Origin of the sequence: Sphingosinicella rhizophila (assembly GCF_032378825.1) — a bacterium.
Taxonomy (GTDB): domain Bacteria; phylum Pseudomonadota; class Alphaproteobacteria; order Sphingomonadales; family Sphingomonadaceae; genus Allosphingosinicella; species Allosphingosinicella rhizophila.
Window position 1 is genome coordinate 364,737 of sequence record NZ_JAVUPU010000001.1, and the last position, 18,078, is coordinate 382,814.

14 protein-coding genes and 1 tRNA gene are annotated in these 18,078 nt (G+C 61.8%); 4 read left to right on the forward strand and 11 right to left on the reverse strand.

Annotated features, from left to right (window positions below; translation table 11 throughout):
- Positions 1-4: 4 nt before the first annotated feature.
- Positions 5-1,012: a hypothetical protein gene (locus RQX22_RS01680; RefSeq protein WP_315723050.1), complete on the forward strand. Its 1,008-nt coding sequence runs from the start codon at positions 5-7 to the stop codon at positions 1,010-1,012.
- Positions 1,013-1,373: 361 nt separating this feature from the next.
- Here RQX22_RS01680 and RQX22_RS01685 read toward each other — a convergent pair whose 3' ends face one another.
- The 8 genes from RQX22_RS01685 to RQX22_RS01720 all read right to left on the reverse strand — a co-directional run bounded on the left by RQX22_RS01685 (position 1,374) and on the right by RQX22_RS01720 (position 8,956).
- The gene (locus tag RQX22_RS01685) at positions 1,374-1,973 is read right to left on the reverse strand and encodes a retropepsin-like aspartic protease family protein (protein WP_315723051.1); all 600 of its coding nucleotides are present in this window, start codon (positions 1,971-1,973) and stop codon (positions 1,374-1,376) included.
- Positions 1,970-2,734, reverse strand: a complete 765-nt coding sequence (locus RQX22_RS01690; RefSeq protein WP_315723053.1) for an MBL fold metallo-hydrolase — start codon at positions 2,732-2,734, stop codon at positions 1,970-1,972. The genes RQX22_RS01685 and RQX22_RS01690 overlap by 4 nt, the downstream gene beginning before the upstream one ends.
- Positions 2,734-3,507 carry a TatD family hydrolase gene (locus RQX22_RS01695; protein WP_315723055.1) on the reverse strand — a complete coding sequence of 258 codons (774 nt, stop codon included), beginning with the start codon at positions 3,505-3,507 and terminating at the stop codon, positions 2,734-2,736. The genes RQX22_RS01690 and RQX22_RS01695 overlap by 1 nt, the downstream gene beginning before the upstream one ends.
- Positions 3,507-5,060 carry a methionine--tRNA ligase gene (gene metG / locus RQX22_RS01700; protein ID WP_315723057.1) on the reverse strand — a complete coding sequence of 518 codons (1,554 nt, stop codon included), beginning with the start codon at positions 5,058-5,060 and terminating at the stop codon, positions 3,507-3,509. Before metG ends, RQX22_RS01695 begins: the two co-directional genes overlap by 1 nt.
- The gene (locus RQX22_RS01705; protein ID WP_315723059.1) at positions 5,053-6,021 is read right to left on the reverse strand and encodes an AAA family ATPase; all 969 of its coding nucleotides are present in this window, start codon (positions 6,019-6,021) and stop codon (positions 5,053-5,055) included. The genes metG and RQX22_RS01705 overlap by 8 nt, the downstream gene beginning before the upstream one ends.
- Complete coding sequence (gene tmk / locus RQX22_RS01710) at positions 6,018-6,641, reverse strand: dTMP kinase (RefSeq protein ID WP_315723061.1); 624 nt, start codon at positions 6,639-6,641, stop codon at positions 6,018-6,020. Before tmk ends, RQX22_RS01705 begins: the two co-directional genes overlap by 4 nt.
- A 10-nt stretch (positions 6,642-6,651) precedes the next feature.
- Entirely contained in the window at positions 6,652-7,821 is a 1,170-nt protein-coding gene (locus RQX22_RS01715) for a D-alanyl-D-alanine carboxypeptidase family protein (RefSeq protein WP_315723062.1), read from the reverse strand.
- A gap of 76 nt (positions 7,822-7,897) precedes the next feature.
- The gene (locus tag RQX22_RS01720; protein ID WP_315723064.1) at positions 7,898-8,956 is read right to left on the reverse strand and encodes a lytic murein transglycosylase; all 1,059 of its coding nucleotides are present in this window, start codon (positions 8,954-8,956) and stop codon (positions 7,898-7,900) included.
- A gap of 166 nt (positions 8,957-9,122) precedes the next feature.
- Here RQX22_RS01720 and RQX22_RS01725 point away from each other — a divergent pair.
- Together RQX22_RS01725 and RQX22_RS01730 are read left to right on the forward strand one after the other, a co-directional pair.
- A tRNA-Ser gene (locus RQX22_RS01725) sits at positions 9,123-9,212 on the forward strand.
- 53 nt (positions 9,213-9,265) lie between these two features.
- Positions 9,266-10,192, forward strand: coding sequence for a DUF808 domain-containing protein (locus tag RQX22_RS01730; protein WP_315723066.1), 927 nt, complete (start codon positions 9,266-9,268; stop codon positions 10,190-10,192).
- Between the two features lie 116 nt (positions 10,193-10,308).
- On the opposite strand, the gene RQX22_RS01735 is transcribed toward RQX22_RS01730, so the two are convergent.
- Together RQX22_RS01735 and RQX22_RS01740 are read right to left on the reverse strand one after the other, a co-directional pair.
- Positions 10,309-13,089, reverse strand: a complete 2,781-nt coding sequence (locus RQX22_RS01735; RefSeq protein ID WP_315723068.1) for a M14 family metallopeptidase — start codon at positions 13,087-13,089, stop codon at positions 10,309-10,311.
- Between the two features lie 180 nt (positions 13,090-13,269).
- Positions 13,270-15,489, reverse strand: coding sequence for a TonB-dependent receptor plug domain-containing protein (locus RQX22_RS01740; protein ID WP_315723070.1), 2,220 nt, complete (start codon positions 15,487-15,489; stop codon positions 13,270-13,272).
- A gap of 117 nt (positions 15,490-15,606) precedes the next feature.
- On the opposite strand from RQX22_RS01740, the gene RQX22_RS01745 reads away from it, so the two are divergent.
- Positions 15,607-16,719 carry a phytase gene (locus RQX22_RS01745; RefSeq protein WP_315723072.1) on the forward strand — a complete coding sequence of 371 codons (1,113 nt, stop codon included), beginning with the start codon at positions 15,607-15,609 and terminating at the stop codon, positions 16,717-16,719.
- Here RQX22_RS01745 and RQX22_RS01750 read toward each other — a convergent pair whose 3' ends face one another.
- Positions 16,720-17,988 (reverse strand): O-antigen ligase family protein, encoded by a 1,269-nt coding sequence (locus RQX22_RS01750; protein ID WP_315723074.1) that lies wholly within the window; start codon positions 17,986-17,988, stop codon positions 16,720-16,722.
- Positions 17,989-18,078: the final 90 nt, after the last annotated feature.

The following is an 18,078-nucleotide window of genomic DNA, read 5'->3' on the forward strand; positions in this document are numbered from 1 at the left end:
ACAGATGGCGCGCTCCAAGAGTCCAGCCCATTGGAACCTCAACGGCTGGACGATAAAAAACGGCCCCTGCGTCTACGGCTCGCCCGCGTGTTGGTCCGATGGCTACACTTACTATTCGACGGGCGGCAGCTCCGCGACTGGCTGCCTTACTGGGCAGGCCACGTCGCCCCTTAACTGCTCCAAACCGGGGCAGGGCAGCATCCCCGGTTCTGCCAATCACGCGGTGCTGTGGGAGAAGTACGACCCACCGGGGCCGCTCGCGCCGAAAAAGCGGGCGGTTTACACGCTCGTTCGCCCGCCCGGTGTCGCAACCGAGCCCTACGCGACTCCGGGCAGCGCGGCGCGGCCATATCCGGTCTACGTAGCGCCAAGGCTACCCGCGAACATGCCCGACTGGCTGCCCACCTACGACCCACACATCGTGCCGCCAGGACGGTTCATGCCCACACCGGAGCCAATCCCCTACAGCATGATACCGAGGGCAGGGCCGAACCCCCGGCGCTCTCCGAAGGAACAACGCCAGCGCGGCCCGGCGCCGCGCGCGCGGTCGTGGAGCCCCTACCGACAATACCCGAAGCGGCCCGGACCGGGCGTGAAGGAGCGCAAGGGCGCATTGTCGGCCGGGGGAACGGCCTTGAAGATCGTCGGCGGGTTCACCGAGTCGCTCGACGTCATCAACTCGTTCTATGATGCGCTGCCTAACCAGTACCGCCCCGGCTATTATGAGCTCCACTATCGGGACAAAAAAACGGGCGAAATCAAGACGTACTGGAAGAAACGCTGGAATGCGTCTCAATGGCAGCGCGCCAAGGCGGTCTTTCAACACTGGGACAAGGTGGACCTTGCACAGGGGCTCGCGAACGCAGTCGCCGAGAACGTGAAAGATGTCGCCTGGGGTACGGTAGGCCGCAACGCCGGTGGATGGCAGCTCGGGCCTTGGGACTCCGCGCCCGGAGACTGGTCGCACCAATCCACCCAAAAAGATGAGGACTGGTATGACGAAGCATATTGACCCACGATATGTAGTGTGATTCTTTGGCGGCTCCGCATGGTGCGGATGAAAGGAAGGAAAATGTTATGGCCTACCGAAGGAAAGCGACGCGCAGCAGAACGCGTCGGACGGGAACTCGCACGAGCGCTCGCCGCAGCTATTCTCGCGCTCGTCGCGCTCCTGCAAGTCGTCGGCGATCCGGCGCTACTCGCAGCCGTGCGCAAACTGTGCGGTTAGAGATCGTACAGGTCGGCGCGAACCCGATTGCGCGTCCGGCTGGCGAGGGCGCCCAGGTGAAGCCCAAGAGCCGGAAGTTCTGAAACCGGGCCGTTTCCCTTCTGTTCCGCAAAGTGCGATAATATACATTATGTAAAATATGTCCTCATGGACGCAGGATCAGCCATCGCCCCTCGACACCCCACCCGGACAGTGACGACAGGAAGTTCATCCCGAGCACATTCATCTCGCCAAAGGCATCGGACACGTGCACGGCCATGTCTCTGCGCTCGATCGAACCCAAACTGATCCTGTCCGCACGGCCCCGCCGGACCGTGACCATGCCATTTGCCGTCTGAACCATAGCCGACAGGCCGCCGCGGATGTCGATGCCCGCCCGTCTGGCCGTTTCGGTCGAAATGCTGGTGGTCGTGGCACCGCTGTCGATCAGGAACCGGACCTGTTCGCCGTTAATCTCGGCATCGGCCCAGAAATGGCCGTCCTCGGCCTGCCTGATACGCAGATTCTCGCCCGCCTGTACCACGGCCCCGTCGCCCCGGCCTTCGGCCACTATACGGTCGCCGAGTGCCGCGAAATCGTCCTTGAGCGCGAAAACCGCGAACAGCGCCGCGAAGATCAACAGCCACATTGCAGCCATCTTCAGACCGGCGGCCATTGGAATACGCCGGACCGCGAGCGCGCTCGCCACCAGTACCATGACTCCGATCAGGTAGATGAAGTGGATCGCCTGATCGCCGTCGCTCACAATTGGATGACCTGCCCGTCATAGGCCGGCTCGACTCCGTCCGGCAGCTCCGCCACCAGCGTGTCATAGTCCATGCTATTGTCCATATGCGTCAGGATCGCGCGCTTCGGTCGAATCGCCCGGATCCATTCCAAAACTTGGCTCAGATGTGGATGGGTCGGATGAGGCCGACGGCGCAAAGCATCGACTACCCAAAGATCTATGCCTTCGAACATGTTCGCCATATCAGGCGTCAGCTCATTGAAATCAGTGGAATAGACGATCGAAGCGCCACCTGCGTCGAAGCGCAGCCCGGCGCTGGTGATGGTGCCGTGCGGCTGATCCACGGTGCGCACCGAAATGCCGCCCAGATTCATATGATCGGGCAGGCATTTTCCCCGCACGACCGCCGGATACCCGCCCTTCCCGTCGAAGGCGTAGGCGAAGCGTTGCTGCAAGACCTCCAGCGTGTCCTGGCGGGCATAGCCAGCGACGGGCCGTCCCCGCGCGTGATAGAGCTGCCGAAGATCGTCGATCCCGTGACAATGATCGGCATGATCATGGGTCCAGATCACGCCTTCGACATCGCTGACCCGCGCATCGAGCAACTGCTCCCGCAGATCGGGGCCGGTGTCGACCAGAATCCGCGCATTGCCGTGGCTGACCAGAATGGAGACGCGCCTGCGCCGGTTTTTGGGATTATCGGCATCGCACTCTCCCCAGTCGTTGCCAACGCGAGGCACGCCCGAAGAGGTTCCGCAACCGAGGATTTGGACGTCCATCAGCCGACCTTGCCGAACAATGTTCGAAAGTTGGTGCTGGTCCGCTCGGCAAGCGATTCCACCGCCTCCTGCCGCAACATGGCGAGGAAGCGCGCCGTGTCGGCCACGAAGGCCGGCTCGCAAGGCCGGCCGCGATGCGGCACCGGCGCCAGGAAAGGCGAATCCGTTTCGATCAGCAGCCGGTCGGCGGGAATATGCTTCGCCGTTTCCTGAAGGTCGCGGGCATTCTTGAAGGTCACGATGCCCGAAATGGAAATGTAGAAGCCCAGATCCAAGGCCTTGCGCGCGAAATCGGCGCTGGCAGTGAAGCAGTGAATAACGCCGGTAAAGCCACCCTTCCCCATCTCTTCACCGAGAATCTCCGCCGTATCCGCCTCGGCCTCGCGCGTGTGGACAATGAGCGGAAGGCCGGTTTCGCGTGCTGCGGCGATATGGGATCTGAAGCTGGTCCGTTGCCGCTCCCGATCGGAGCGGTCATAGTAGAAATCGAGACCGCTCTCGCCGATCCCGACGACTCGCGGGTGCTGCGCCTTGGCGACGAGAGTCCGTGTGTCTATCTCCTCATGCGTATCGGCGTCGTGCGGATGGATGCCGACCGACGCCCATATATCCGGTTCACGTTCGGCAATGCCGATTACAGCGTCCCATTCGGCCGCGCGAGTGGAGATGTTGAGCATCGTTTCCACGCCAGCGGCACGGGCCCGTTCCAGTACGCCGGGGAGTTGTTCGACCAATCCTTCATAGTTCAGATGGCAATGGCTATCGATGAACATCAGTCCGCAATCATTTCCAGCCTCGGGAAAATCGGCTGCGGGGTCTCGAGCATGAAACCCGAGTCCGCGAGCCGGCTGTAACGGTCATCATCCGCAAGCGCCTGGAAATCGCGCTCGTTCTCCGGGACGCCCATCTGGTCGAGCAGCTTCGCGGCCGACGCCGGTATCACTGGCGAAATGGCGATCGCCAGATCGATGATTGCCGCATAGAGCGTCGCCAGGACTGCGTTCATCCGCTCCGGGTCGGTTTTGCGGAGGGCCCATGGTGCCTGCGCATCGATATATTGGTTGCACGCGAAAACGGCCTTCAGCCAGACCTCTATGCCTTGGCTCAATGCAAGTTCGCCGAAAAGTGCAGGCACGTCTTTCCGCACGGTCTTCCCAACCAGGTCGAGAAGCTCCCGATCGGCAGTGTCGCCCCTCCCCGTCAGCGGCAGGCGTTCGCAATTGCGGGCGATGAAAGACAAACTTCGCTGGGCGAGATTACCGAAGCTGTTGGCAAGATCTGCATTCACCCGGGTCACGATCGCTTCGGCGCTATAACTCCCATCCTGCCCGAAGGTGACGTCGCGTAGCAGGAAATAGCGCAGCGCATCGACCCCGAAGGCGTCCACGAGCGCGTTGGGATCGACCACATTGCCGACTGATTTGGACATCTTCTCACCGCGATGGAGAAGGAACCCATGGCCGAATATCTGACTTGGCAAGGACAGACCAGCCGACATCAGGAAGGCCGGCCAGTAGACGGCGTGGAAACGCACCACATCCTTGCCGATAATATGAATATTTGCTGGCCAGAACTTTTTATAAGTCTCTGTTTCTTCGGGATATCCTACGCCAGTCAGATAGTTGGTGAGTGCGTCCAGCCAGACATACATGACATGCGTCTCGCTGTCCGGCACCTTGATGCCCCAGTCGAAGCTGGTGCGGGAGATAGAAAGATCCGAAAGCCCGCCTTCCACGAAACGCATGACTTCATTGCGGCGGCTCTCGGGCCGGATGAAATCCGGAAACCGGGCATAATGATCGAGCAGGGGCTGCTGATAGGCGGACAAGCGAAAGAACCAGCTCTCCTCGACCGTCCATTCGACGAGCGTGCCCTGCGGCGACAATTTCTCGCCGCTGTCGGCGACGACGAGTTCCTTCTCGTCATAATAAGCTTCGTCGCGGACCGAGTACCAGCCTTCATATCGGCCAAGATAAATGTCGCCGCGCTCCGCCATGGCTGCCCAGATCGCCTGGCTAGCCCGATGGTGGGCGGGCTCGCTGGTTCGGATGAATCGATCATAGGATATATTCAACCTGTCATCCATTTCCTTGAAAAGAGATGACATTTCTTCGGCAAGGCTCGCCGGCGCCACATTGCGGTCACGCGCTGCCTGGGCCATTTTCAGACCATGTTCGTCGGTGCCTGTCAGGAAGAAGACATCGCGCCCGGATGACCGCTGAAAGCGGGCGATGGCGTCGGTCGCGATAGCTTCATAAGCATGACCGATATGAGGCGGTCCGTTGGGATAGCTGATGGCGGTGGTTATGTAGAATGGGTCAGCCATCTGCCTTCTTTGGAGCAAGGGTTGCGAGCATCCCCGCCAGCTCGAACACAACGCTCTGCGGATCGAGCGAAAGGTGGGTCGCGCTTTTGGCCAGGGTGCTGGCCCTTTCCCACAAGCGGAGCGCCTCGGCAAGCGCCGTACCCCTCCTCTCCCTGGCATGTGCCGCGATCAGGGACGGGGCCCGCGCCAGAAAGGCTTCATAGCGCGGCTGCGCCGATTTGAGCGACAGGCTCTGCGCCAGCTGGCTCCGCCGCACATTGGCCCGGTCTCCCTCAGTGGCCAACACGCCCATCGCGTCGTCGAGCGCGGCGATGTCTAGGCCTCGAAAAGCGAGCGCACGCCCGGGCGAGCCCTGCCCCGCCGCTCGCAATTCCTCGATCTCCGCTTCATCGGCGTCAGGAAGAGCGGTCCGCAAGGATGACGTCATGGCGTCGTCCTCAAGCAGGTGCAGCCGAAGGTGCCGGCATCGTGACCGGATGGTGGGCAGCAGCCGCTCGGGTGCGTGACTGACCAGCAGAAACAGACTTTGCGCCGGCGGCTCCTCCAGATTCTTGAGCAGAGCGTTGGCGGCTGCCCTCTCCAGATCGTCGATCGCGTCGATGATCACCGCCCGCCAAGGCGAGATCGAGGTCGTCGTGCCGAAAAGACGCTGCAGGCCGCGTACCTGTTCAACGTTGATGCTGCGCGCAAGCTCACCGCTATCCTTGGGCAGACGTTCGAGCCGCATCAGATCGGGATGGCTTCCCGCCTCCATGAGTTTCGCTGTCGGATGGTCCTCGGCAACGTCGAGCCCAGCACCGGTTCCTTCGCCGGCCAGCACCCGCAACGCAGCCTTCTGCGCGAACAATGCCTTCCCGACGCCTGCCGGACCGCTGATCAGCCAAGCATGATGCAGGCGCCCTCCGTCCAGGCCCTCGCGGAACGCAGCCACCGCCGCATCGTGGCCGAACAATGGCTTCACAGGAAGTCCGCAATGGCCGCGATCAGCCTTTCCGTCACCTGGTCGGCATCTCCGGTGGCATCGATCCGCCGAAAACGATCGGCTTCGGCCTGGGCCAGTGCAGCGAAAGCGGCGGCGACCTTGGCATGATAGCGGGCATTGCGAGCGCCGATCCGGTCGGCTTCGCCGCCGTCACGCTGCCTTGCACGGGCGGCAGCGGCCTCGGGTGGTAGCTCCAGCAGCAAGGTGCGATCGGGCAGCAGGCCGCAGCTGCCGATTCTATGGAGCTCCATGATCGCATCCTTGCCGATTCCCCCCGCCCCACCCTGATAGGCAATGGAGCTGTCGAGAAAACGGTCGCACAGCACCCACTGCCCCCGCTCCAGGGCCGGACTGATGAGCCGTTCGACATGGTCGGCGCGGGCGGCGGCGAACAGCAAGGCTTCCGCTCGGGGCGACCAGCGCTCTTGCTCCCCCTGCAGGAGCAAGGTCCGGATCGCCTCGGCGCCTCGACTGCCGCCGGGCTCGCGAGTCTCGACGACATCGAGTCCCCGCGCCCGCAAGCTCTGCGCCAGCTGCTTCAGCTGGGTCGACTTGCCGGCTCCCTCGCCACCTTCCAAGCTGATGAAGCGGCCCCGCACCCGAAATCCATCAGGAGAAGAGCGAGGCAAGGGCTGCCCAGATGCGCCCGAAGAAACCCGCCTCCTCGACCGCCGATGCGGCAATGAGAGGCATGGTCTGAGGTGGCGTGTCGCCGGTCGTGACGACGAGGTCGGCGATATGCTGGCCGGCCTTGATTGGCGCCTTGACCGGCCCCTGATAGACGATCTTGGCCCGGATAGTGCCCACCGAACCGGCCGGTACGGTGACAGCAAGATCGCGCGGCGCTACGAGCTGTACCTCGGTCTCACCGCCCATTTGCACCTTGGCGCGGCCGACTTTCTCTCCCTTGGCAAACAAAGGCTGGGCGTTCCAGGCACGAAACCCCCAGTTCATGAATTTTACGCTCTCGTCGATCCGCTGATTGTAGCTGCCCAGCCCTGCGACCACCATGATCAGCCGCCGGCCATTCTGCTCGGCCGAGCCCGTAAATCCATAGCCAGCTTCCTGCGTATGACCGGTCTTGAGGCCGTCGGCGCCGGCAACCTTGCCGAGCAGCGGGTTGCGGTTGCCCTGTGTAATGGGCTGGTTTCCCCCCATGGTTCGGCCCCAGGTGAAGCTCTCCTGGGTGTAGAATTTCTTGTAGAGATCGGGGGTTTCAAGGATCGTCGCCTCGGCCAGTCTGGCGAGATCGTGCGCCGTCGTGAATGTCACGCCCTCGTCGGGCCACCCATTGGAATTCCCGAAGTTGGAATTGGTCATGCCGATCCGCTTCGCCTCTTCGTTCATCAACGCGGCGAAAGCAGGCTCCGTCCCTGCAATACATTCGGCGAGCACGACGCTGGCATCATTGCCGGACAAGGTGACGATGCCGTGGAGCAGATTCTCGACGCTGACCTGCTCGCCTGGCGACAGGAACATGGTGGAGCCGGCGGCCGGACCATGCCATTGCTGCCACGTTTCCGGACGCACCTGACACATCTGGCTCAGCTTGAGCTTGCCCGCTTTGATGCGGTGAAAGGCGATATGGGCGGTCATCATCTTCGCCATCGATGCGGGCGGGATGCGAACCCCGGCATCCTTGGCGTAGAGAACCGCGCCGGAGGATAGATCAATGAGATAGGCGACCCGCGCCGGGGTATCGAACGGAGGCGCGGCGGCCGCAGCTGGCAAGGCAATTGAAACAGAAGAGATTATTGAAAACAGCGCCTTACGCTTCATTGTTCAAGCCGATCCTAAAATATTTTACACCACGCATTGAGATGCTTTAGCCACTCCCCTGCCCGCATGCCAGAGCTCAGCGCGAGACGGCGTCCGCAAGCAGCCCTACCGACAATGCGTAGAAGTTCGAACAATTGTAATCGAGAATCGTGCGGTAGTTGGTGGTCAGCAGATAGGCCGTTTTCCCGGGGCCGTCCGGTTCCAGCAGCGATGCCATCTCGCTATCGGCCGGCACCCGCGCGCCGAGCGGCACGATGCCCAGCCGACGCCATTCCCCGATCGACAACCAACGGCTGTGCCGCTCGTGCACCCTGGGGCAGCGCGGCGAAGAAAGCCGGTTGGCCATGCCTGACCGATCATATCCGTCGGGTACCCGCACCGCGACCCCCCAGGGCACATTGGGCTTCCAGCCCGCATTGCTGAGATAATTCGCAATCGATGCGAGCGCATCCGGCTGGCTCCGCCAGATGTCCGAACGGCCGTCTCCATCGCCGTCGACGGCGAGCCGGAGATATACGCTTGGCAGGAATTGGGGATAACCGGTCGCTCCCGCCCAGCTACCGACCAGCCGGCTCCGCGGAATGCCGCGATCAATCAGCTTCAGCGTGGCTATGAATTCGCCTGCGAACAAGTCGCGCCGCCTGCCCTCATAAGCGAGTGACGCTAGCGAGTTCAGGAGATCGAAATCGCCGGTCACGGCACCATAGCTGGTTTCATGCCCCCAGATCGCAACCAAAACGGACGGCGTGACGCCATAACGGCGCGCAATGGCGTTAAGCTGGCCTGTGTTCGAGGCATAGCGATCCCGCCCCCGGCTGATGAGCGCGGCGTTGACATGGCGCTCCCGATACGGAGCAAAGGGCGGGATCGCGCTGCTGCCCGCGCTCCCGCCCGGCTGGGCCCGGTCCAGTTCCACCGTCCGGGCGCTGAAACTCAGGCTGGCAAAGATGCTGTCCACCGTTTGGCGGTCGACGCCGGCCGCGAGCGCCTGGGCCCTGAGCTGGGGAAGATAGGCCCGGAACCCCTCATCGGTATATGTTTGGGATTGTGCACTCGCGGCCCCGCTGAGGGCCAAGCCGGTCCACGGCAGCGAGGCGGCGAGGGCGATGACTGCCACGCGGTTGAAAATGCGCATATTTCTCCCCTTTTTCACAAGCCTTCTGCCACAAGCGCCGGCGCGCCGATACTCTTCCCGTCGCTCCCGATGCACGAAAGACCGCTCCCCTGTCCTTCTCGCCGGGATGGTTCTAGGGCTGCGGCGCTTGCGCGAAAGGTCTCGAACGCCTTAAGGCGTCGGCGCCGGATGGGTGGCCGAGTGGTTTAAGGCAGCGGTCTTGAAAACCGCCGTGGGTTCACGCTCACCGTGGGTTCGAATCCCACCCCATCCGCCAACGGCACTTACTTCCAGCCGAAGCGTATTCCAACAAACAGCCCTGAGGAATTGATGCCGTCTGGATTGGTCGCGCTGCTGGACGATGTCGCAGCCCTCACGAAGCTCGCCGCCGCATCCCTCGACGATGTTGCCGGCGCCGCAGGAAAGACGGGGGCAAAGGCCGCCGGGGTGGTGATCGACGATACGGCGGTGACCCCGCGTTACGTGGTCGGGCTATCGCCCGACCGGGAATTGCCCATAATCGCCAAGATCGCTCGCGGTTCGCTGAAGAACAAATTGCTGTTCCTGCTTCCGGCGGCGATGTTCCTGGCCGCGCTTGCGCCGTGGGCGATCACGCCCATTCTGATGCTGGGTGGCGCGTATCTCAGTTTCGAAGCCACCGAAAAGATCGCCGAAAGCCTTTTCGGGGGCATCCATCACGAAGAGGACGTTACCGAGATAAAAGATCCCGGAGAGTTAGAAAAACGCCAGGTCAGCGGGGCTATACGCACCGATTTCATCCTGTCGGCCGAAATCATGGCGATCGCGCTGGCGGACCTCTCGGAACGCTCACTTCCCATGCAGGCGGTGGTGCTGGCGGCGGTCGGTATTGCAATCACGATCGGAGTATATGGCGTCGTCGCACTGATCGTGAAGATGGACGATATCGGCCTCCATCTCGCCCAACGCAGCCAAACCGGCGTGCAAGCTTTGGGCCGGCTGCTGGTGAGGGCAATGCCGACGCTGCTCAGCGGCCTGTCCACGATCGGGACCGCGGCAATGATATGGGTCGGCGGCGGGATCATCGTCCACGGCCTGGAAGAGTTCGGGTGGAGCAAGATCGGCGATTGGATCCATGATTTGGCCCTGGCAGCGGAACATGCGGTACCGTTTCTCCCCTCTGTTTTCGGCTGGATCGTGACCGCGGCGGGATCGGCGATCGTCGGAATGCTCGTTGGTGCGCCGATCGTCGCTCTCATCCATCGGTTAAAGAAATGACGCATCCGCTCCAGCCCGTTTCCATGCGGGCCCGGTGCATCATATTTCGATCGCCGGACTCCCGAATTTCTCTGAAAAACGGCCGCACACATGGCTTTGCGCCAGGTCCCTATCTATCATTCGGCTGTCACCGCAGGCCCGTATAAAAGCCCGTTGAACAGGAATTTGAACGTCGCATAAGGCTGCGCGCGCTGAGTGACTTCCGGGCCCATCATGAAGACCTTGCCCTTGCCGATATCGGCATCGACGATTGCTATCGTTCCCTTCAGCTTGTCCTGGCCCAGCGCCCAGCCGCTACGCAGCGGATTTTCCTGGTCATACCAGGATATCGGCACGGCGCCGCTGCCCGTGGCCTGGAATGACTGGCTGTTCGCGAAAAACATGTCGACCCGCTCCGGCATGCCGTAAGCGAGCGGCTGGCCATTATCGACGCGCGCCGAAACCAGCGAGCCCGGGATGAAGAAAGACGTGCGAGGCAGCGGCTTGCCTTCTTTCGCCAACGCCGCCTTGGCCGGCGCGCCGATCAGTTCGGCCAATCGATTGGCGCTTCCAATGGTTATGACGGTTCCGCCGGCCCGCGCGAAGGCTGCGATCTGCGGCACGGTCCTTTCCGTCGTGATAAGACCGAGCCTGGAACGAAGGTCGGCCGGTATGTCCCTCGCCTCGGGCTGCGGGCTTGACCGCCCTGGGTGATAGAGGCTGTCCTTGTCGAAGGGGATCGTATCGTCCGCGAAGACGAGCACATCGTACTTCTCGCCGAGGCCGCCCGCATCCAGTTCCTGCGGAAAGACCCTCCGGAATGGGAATTCGTGCTGCTCGAGCAGCCATTGCGTCCAATCTGCCTGCATCACGCCGCCATATTGATCGACCAGGCCGATCCGCGGCGGCATCAAGGCCAGAAGCTCTCCCAGGGGTGTAGTCGGAAGACCATAAGCATTGATGCCCAGTCCGGCCGTACCTTCTTCCAATATCTCCAGCGCGCGGGCCGATCGCGGCACCCAGATCGCACCGGGCTTGAGACGACGCCCTCCTGCCCTGGAGGAGGTCTTCAGCCAGGACACCCCTATTCCTGCCGCCAGCAGCCTGTTGGTCAATGTGAAGCTTTGATTGGCGTCATGGGGGATCAGCCAACCGGCCCTTCCCTCCCCTATGATTCTGCCGGGCTCGGGGGAAAGCAGATCGGGCACGCGCACGAAGGGGCCGTCCATGGCTTCCATGATCCGGTCGAACGCGATGCCCATCTGATAGGCTAGGGTGTAACCAGCGATGTCGTAAGGAGGCGTGGGAGGACCGCCCGGATATTCGAGGTCGTGAGGATGGTCCTGCGGTTCGAACATATCGATCACATGCGATCGATAGGCCTGGGCCGCCTTCACGACGAAGCTGCCGACCGGATATTTCGCTCCGCCGAGAGAAAAGGCCTCATCGGCTTTCTCGACGTCGATGCCGTTCTTGATCAAGCTGTTGAGAAACGCCGTCACGGTGGGCATGTCGGCCTGCCCGGCCGGGACGACATAACCTCTCGGATCGCGCAAGGCCGGATCGCGCAGCACTTTGTCGTAAAGGCCGGTAGCCACCCGGTTTTCGGCACGGGCGCCGATCCCATCCTCTGCCGGCGGGGGGGCGTCGCCCGCAGCTTCCTTCAACGCATCGATCCGCCTGGGCGTGACCGTCCAATGGTCGCGGCTGCCGCGCGCGATATTGTTCGATCCCATCCGGTAGATATTGAACAAGAGCCGCTCGCGGTTCCGGGACGCATAATCCAGCACGGCGCGGTTCAGCGACCATTGATATTCCAGGCTGTCGCGCAAATGCCAAGGGCCGGGTGCGACCGGCATCGGCTCGTCGTTCCGCGGCAGTTGGGTGTCCGGAACGAGCGGGATGCGTTCGGGGGTCGGCCCGCCGATTATCTCCGTCAGCAATCCGATCGAATTATGGAAATAGGCAATCGAGCGTTCCATCCCATTGTGCCAGGTCGAATAAGGGGCGCCGCTACGCATCGTGGACCCGGGCTTGCCTTCGGCAATGAGCCGGCTGTGCATGGCAGCCCCGACCTCGCTCAATTGGCTCATCACCAACGGATCGTAATTGAAATTAAACGGATCGCGGAACGGCGGCGCGAAGACCACCGTCCCTGCCGGACCGGTCTGGTGCTGGTTGAAGACGATCTGCGGAAACCATTGCCGGAACAGGACCCGGTTGATGTTGGTCGTTTCCGCCATGTGCGACGTGAAATAATCGCGATTATTATCGTGCCCCACATATTTCTGGTAAAGTCGCGGGATCGATCCAAACTCGCGCTTCTCGGGATCGGTCTTGCGCATATACCAGTCGGCGACCAGCTGCAGCCCGTCCGGATTGGCATGGCCGAAGAGAATGATGACGTCATCCAGGATCCGCAGTGTCTCCGCATCGTTTCCGGTCAGAAGCCGGTAGAGGACGTGGATCTGACTTTGGGTGGTGACCGTCTCGGTGGCGTGCATGCCGGCATCGATCCAGACCACCGCCTTGCCTTGCTGCGCCAGCGCGTGCGCCTGTTCGTCGTCCAGTCCCTCCGCCTTGGCGAGACGCCGGGCAATGTCCCGATAGGTGTCGAGCCGGGCGAGATTGGCGGGCGATGAGACGATCGCCATCCATTGCGTCCGTCCTTCCGAACTCTTGCCGATGTCGACGAGCTTTATCCGATCGGATTCTCCGGCCAGCCTTTTCAGATAGGTCTCATATTCCGTATAATTGGCGAGAAAATAGTCGCTGCCTGGCTCCTGCCTGAACGCCGAGGCAGGGGCAGTCACTCCGATATCGTTGGGGGGAGAGATTTGCGGGGCGCCAATCGAAGCCGGAGCTGAAAAGGCAAGCGCGAGAGCCGCCACGCCGCGCAGCCAGGTCCGTCTCATCATCGTCCCCATCTTCCTGAAAAAGGATCATCGTAGGACATATGGCAAAGGCATCAACCGGGCGATTGTGGAAAATCTCCGTGATGCAACCGCGCGCCCGGTTCGTTCTGACACTCAGGAAAACGAGCCCGTTCAGCCGGCTGCTTGCATAGCCTCCTGTCGACGCGCCCTCCGCCTCCTTCTTCAGAAAGCGGCGCGGAGCGTCACCTGGAACAAACGGCCCGACCTTTCCCGTTCGCGCTCATATTCGTCGATATCGCCATTGGCGCGGGCGTCGAGCACCTCTTCGAGGGAATCGCCATCGAACTTTCGGAATATCTCGCGCTTGGACCGGTTTAGCAAATTTTGCGCCGACAGACGAAGCACGATGTGACGCCCGAACCTCTTTTCGACAAAGGCTTCCAGATCCTGGCCGTAACGAAGGTCGACGGTCTCGTCGAAATTCGATTCAAGCGCCCGGCTTCGCCCGGACAGCGACGCACCAAAGCTTGCATCCATGCTACGCACGGTCTGAATGAAGCCGATATTGTAGACATGGTGCGGCTGGTTGTTGAACCGGCGATTCTCGCCGGTGAACGGATCGCGCGTCTTGCTGTCCAGATAAGTGTAATTTGCGAAGACGCCGGTATCGGGCATCCCCAGGCTGGTGAGGGGCGCCGAAAGGTCGATTTCGAAACCCCAGGTCTGGCCATCACCGATATTGCGCGGCTGGTAGACGTTTCCCGGCTCGCCATTCAGCGGATCCTCACCGGTTGTCACCAATTCGATGAGGTCCTTGATGTCGCGATAGAAGAAATTGATGCCGACGATCCCTTTTCCGCCAAGCCGCCTTTCATAACCCACGTCCACACCCCAGGCGCGTTCGTTCTTCAGCAGCGGATTGCCGACAGTCTCGTCCTCGTCCGCCGGCGATTCCTCCTGACGATAGGGCGAGATGAGGTCGTAATTCGGTCGCCGGACGGTGCGGGCTACCGACAGGCGGAACTGGTCTGCTTTGGTCGGCGCGAAACGCGCATGGAATGATGGATTGAGGGTTTCGTCGTCATAGGATGCTTCGCCGAACGTCCCAGTGCCCTCCTCGCTGTTGCTGACGACGTCGCGGCGAGTGACTTCGTAGCGGACGCCGAGATCCACGCTCAGCCGCTCGGAGGGCTCGAATGTCAGCCTTAGATAAGGATCGTACCTCTTCTCGCTGATTTCGAAGATGGCGCCGGCGGCCGGGTCCTCGCCATCGATGATGTTGGAACCGTCACGCTGCTTGTCGAGAAAATCGATGCCCGCCTTGGCCGAAAAGCGATCCCGCTTCAGCGTATAGGAAACGGTTGCGGAATATTCGTCATCCTTGATGTCGAGAAATTCGCGTTCATCGAGCTCGGCTTCCTCCAGCGTGTCGCCTTCATCGACCTCGGTGAGTGTCTGGTCCCTGAAGGCGGACCAGCCGGCCGCGAGACCAAGCTCTCCCCCTCCGACCGGGATCGCCGCGTCGGCCGTAAGCGCGTAGGTTTGCTGGCTGATCCGCTCGCGCTGGATCTCGACACCATCGAGCTCGAGATCCTCGCCTTCATATTCGAGTGAGGTTTCGTCCTCGTCACGGTCTGTGTCCACGAACAATCCGGCGATGCGCAGGCGTCCAGCGCCGATCCGCGTGGAAATTTCGGCATTGCCTGAAATGTCGGTGCCGTCGCGCGTGTCTGCTTGAAGCTCGCGATTGTCGAACTCGGGATCCGTCTCGTCGGCATCGCGGCCGACAGCATCGCCAAAGCGATCGCTGACCTTCTTCTTCGGATTGCGACGCCCCTGATAATTAAGCGCTCCCCATATGGATGTTTCGCCGATCGTGGTTGCATAAGCGATAGCGCCCGATGGGCGAACGCCGCCATCCTGATTGATCAGAGCGCCGGCCTTGGCGAAGCCGCCTTCGAACGATGCGCTCTCCTTCGTCACGATGTTGAGCGTTCCAGCCATCCCTTCGCTCGGCTGGTCGGCGCGCGGGGCGCGAACGATCTCGATCCGCTCGACCAGCTCGGCGGGAATTCGATCCACGAAGAAGCTGCGATCGGCCTCGCCGCCGGGGGCACGGCGGCCGTTGATCAGGACTTGGGTGAAACCCGGCGGAAGGCCGCGCATCTGTACGCCGTCATATTCCAGCACGTCCGAAGTGAACGTCACGCCGGGCACCCGCTTCAGCATCTCGCCGACGGAAACAGGCTCGAAACGCTGGAAATATTCAAGGTCGTAGGAAAGCACCGGATTGGGGTCTTCCGTCCGGTTCCGAAAGGCGATCCGGCCGGTGACGATGATGTCCGCTGCATTGGCCTGATCGTCATCGCTCGCGGCACCCCCCGCCACCTCGATGGCTGCGTCGGCCGGAACCTCGGATGCTGCCGGGGAGGAAAGAGCCACGACGGCACAGCCCGCGAGCGAGAGAAATCTTATCTGCAATTGAGCCCCCAAAGCCAATGTAATGGAAAAGACCAAAAGGCGTCCTATTCGCCTGCCGACCGGCCTTAGGGGGACAGCATGACTCTAACTTTGCACTATCGTTTCGGCCTGATGACAGCCTGCCTCCTGTTGATGGCGGTCAATGCCTGCGCCTCGGAAGCTCCCGAATCATCGACGGCCGATGCGCCCCCGGCCGGCACGGTGGCCGTACCCGCCGCGCTTGAAACCAAGGCAGTCGCGACGGCCAATGCCGACGCAGCGGACGATCCGGCGATCTGGGCCGCCGCCGCCGGCACGACGGCAATCCTGGGCGGGGAAACCGTTCAGGGTTTCATTGCCGGCACCGACAAGAAGGCCGGCCTCTATTTCTATGGCCTGGACGGCCGCGAGCTTCAGTTCCTTCCGGAAGGCCTGCTCAACAATGTCGACCTGAGGGAGGACGTATCCGTGGCCGGCCGCAAGCAGGTTGTCATAGGCGCGAGCGACCGCGGACGCATGGGCGTTGCGCTCTATCTCTACGATCCGTCTTCTACGGACCCGGCCAACCAGGTTCGGCGGTGGGGGTTCATTCGTTCGGATCTGGACGAGCCTTATGGATTCTGCCTCGGCAAAAGTGGAGCCGAACTCCATGCCATATTGATCGGCAAGGACGGACAGGCCCGGCAATACCGGATCGACAGCACGGGCGGCGAACCGAGGGGAATCGAGGTTCGCCGCTTCGCCATTGGATCGCAATCGGAAGGCTGCGTCGTGGATGATGGTTCGGCCCGGCTCTACATCGGGGAGGAAGCGAAGGGTCTGTGGTCCTATTCGTTCGCGCCTGACGGAGGCGACCAGCGGAAACTTGTTCAAGGCGTCGACGGCAGTGGCCGCCTCGTTGCCGATGTGGAAGGCGTCGCACTCATGCGCGACGCCGACCGGACCTTCGTGCTGGTGTCGAGCCAGGGCGACAGCGCCTTCGCGGTCTGGCAAGTGAACGGCAAGGCTCCGATCTATCGCGGACGCTTTAAGGTCGGCGCGGGCGTCGATGCGGATGCGGTGAGTGGGACCGACGGCATCGACGCCAGGGGAGGAATGGTGGGAACATTTCCTGAAGGCATCATCGTCGTTCAGGACGATGAAAATGACGGACAGGCGCAGAATTTCAAACTTGTCGACTGGCGCGAGATCAGGAGGGCTCTGGGACTTTAACTATCTCGCGCGTTTGTTTCGGACGATAGCGTCCGCAGCAAGGAAAAGGCCGATCAGCACCCAGAGATGGCGGGCATCTTCGAACGAGCCAGTCAGGCCCTGATAGATGAATGCGCCCAGAACGGCGATTCCCAAGCCCGCCCGTACCGGACCGAAAGCTTCGAGACTGGACGGCATCGCCACCTTCGCCAGCCACGCTGCCATCAACAGGATCGCGACCAGCCCCGGCAATCCCGTTTCGGCGCCGACATTGAGAAAAATATTATGGGCGTCGGTCAGAACCTGCATGCGCGTCGGCGCATGATAAAGCGTGGACGTCGCCCCCAGACCAAGCCCACCACCGTGCAACGGATCGGCACGCAAAGTGTCCAGCGCGCCCAGCCAGGTCATGATCCGCCCCGACGGTGCGATGCCGACATCGGCAAAAGGCACGTGGATCAGGAACGGCGCGGTGTCATGGACTTGCGGCGCGATCATCGCCGCCAACAGGAATGCCAGTCCGCCAGCGATCCCGACAGCGGCCGGTCCTTTTGTCCACCGCGACCCGCTCTGCCGCAGTAGCAACGCCGCCCAAAGGCCTCCGCAGAAAATCAGCCCGCCAAGCCCCGGCGATAAAGTGAAGAGGGCCGTTACCAGGATAGCCAGCAGCAAGATGCGGAATGAAGCGGCGGGGAGCCAGCCGGCCTGCCGAGACGCCAATGCAAGCAACAGACCGATACTGAGATAATGACATAGCATATTGGCATTTTCAAAGCTCAGACGGAGCCGCGGATAGGGGCCCTCGGGCAAGGACCCAAAACCGAACAGGGCGATGTCCAACAGCGGGTGATCCGGCCGCCAGGCGAACAGGACCAGTGAAGCCAGTGCCATGAGCGCCAGTAGGGCGGTGGCGCCGAGCCAGGTCCGCATGAGACGACGCAAATCATCCTCATTCTCGACCAGGCTTAGGACCATCACCGGTAAACTCAGGAGATAGAGCGTGCCGAGGAGCTTGATCATGCTCGTCCGGACATCGGGGGAGAATATCGCCGAATTGGCCATTGCTGCAAAATAGAGAAGCAGGAGCCAGAAGAAGGGATGCCAGCGCAGCCGCGCTCCTCCAAGGGCCAAGGCAAGGAGCCAGATTGCGAACGTGATCAGGAACAAGCCATCGGCAGCAATGATCTTGAACCCATGAAACTGGATTTGCGGCTGCATGAAGATAAGTGAGAAGGTGAAGAGTGCGAGGCCGGTCTGCGCCGCCGCCATGGCACGGGCTCGCATCGCCATCCTGTCGCCCCTTATCAGCCAAGCCCCGCCGGCACCGTAACGGAGCGCCTGCGGCCGGCAAGGCCTGTTTCCCCCGTCTTCCCACTGGGC

Coding starts and splice junctions, on each gene's coding strand:
- RQX22_RS01680 (WP_315723050.1), top strand. CDS start 5: ATGGCGCGCTCCAAGAGTCCAGCCCATTGGAACCTCAACGGCTGGACG.
- RQX22_RS01690 (WP_315723053.1), bottom strand. CDS start 2,734: ATGGACGTCCAAATCCTCGGTTGCGGAACCTCTTCGGGCGTGCCTCGC.
- RQX22_RS01695 (WP_315723055.1), bottom strand. CDS start 3,507: ATGTTCATCGATAGCCATTGCCATCTGAACTATGAAGGATTGGTCGAA.
- metG (WP_315723057.1), bottom strand. CDS start 5,060: ATGGCTGACCCATTCTACATAACCACCGCCATCAGCTATCCCAACGGA.
- RQX22_RS01715 (WP_315723062.1), bottom strand. CDS start 7,821: ATGAAGCGTAAGGCGCTGTTTTCAATAATCTCTTCTGTTTCAATTGCC.
- RQX22_RS01720 (WP_315723064.1), bottom strand. CDS start 8,956: ATGCGCATTTTCAACCGCGTGGCAGTCATCGCCCTCGCCGCCTCGCTG.
- RQX22_RS01730 (WP_315723066.1), top strand. CDS start 9,266: ATGCCGTCTGGATTGGTCGCGCTGCTGGACGATGTCGCAGCCCTCACG.
- RQX22_RS01735 (WP_315723068.1), bottom strand. CDS start 13,089: ATGATGAGACGGACCTGGCTGCGCGGCGTGGCGGCTCTCGCGCTTGCC.
- RQX22_RS01745 (WP_315723072.1), top strand. CDS start 15,607: ATGACTCTAACTTTGCACTATCGTTTCGGCCTGATGACAGCCTGCCTC.
- RQX22_RS01750 (WP_315723074.1), bottom strand. CDS start 17,988: ATGGCGATGCGAGCCCGTGCCATGGCGGCGGCGCAGACCGGCCTCGCA.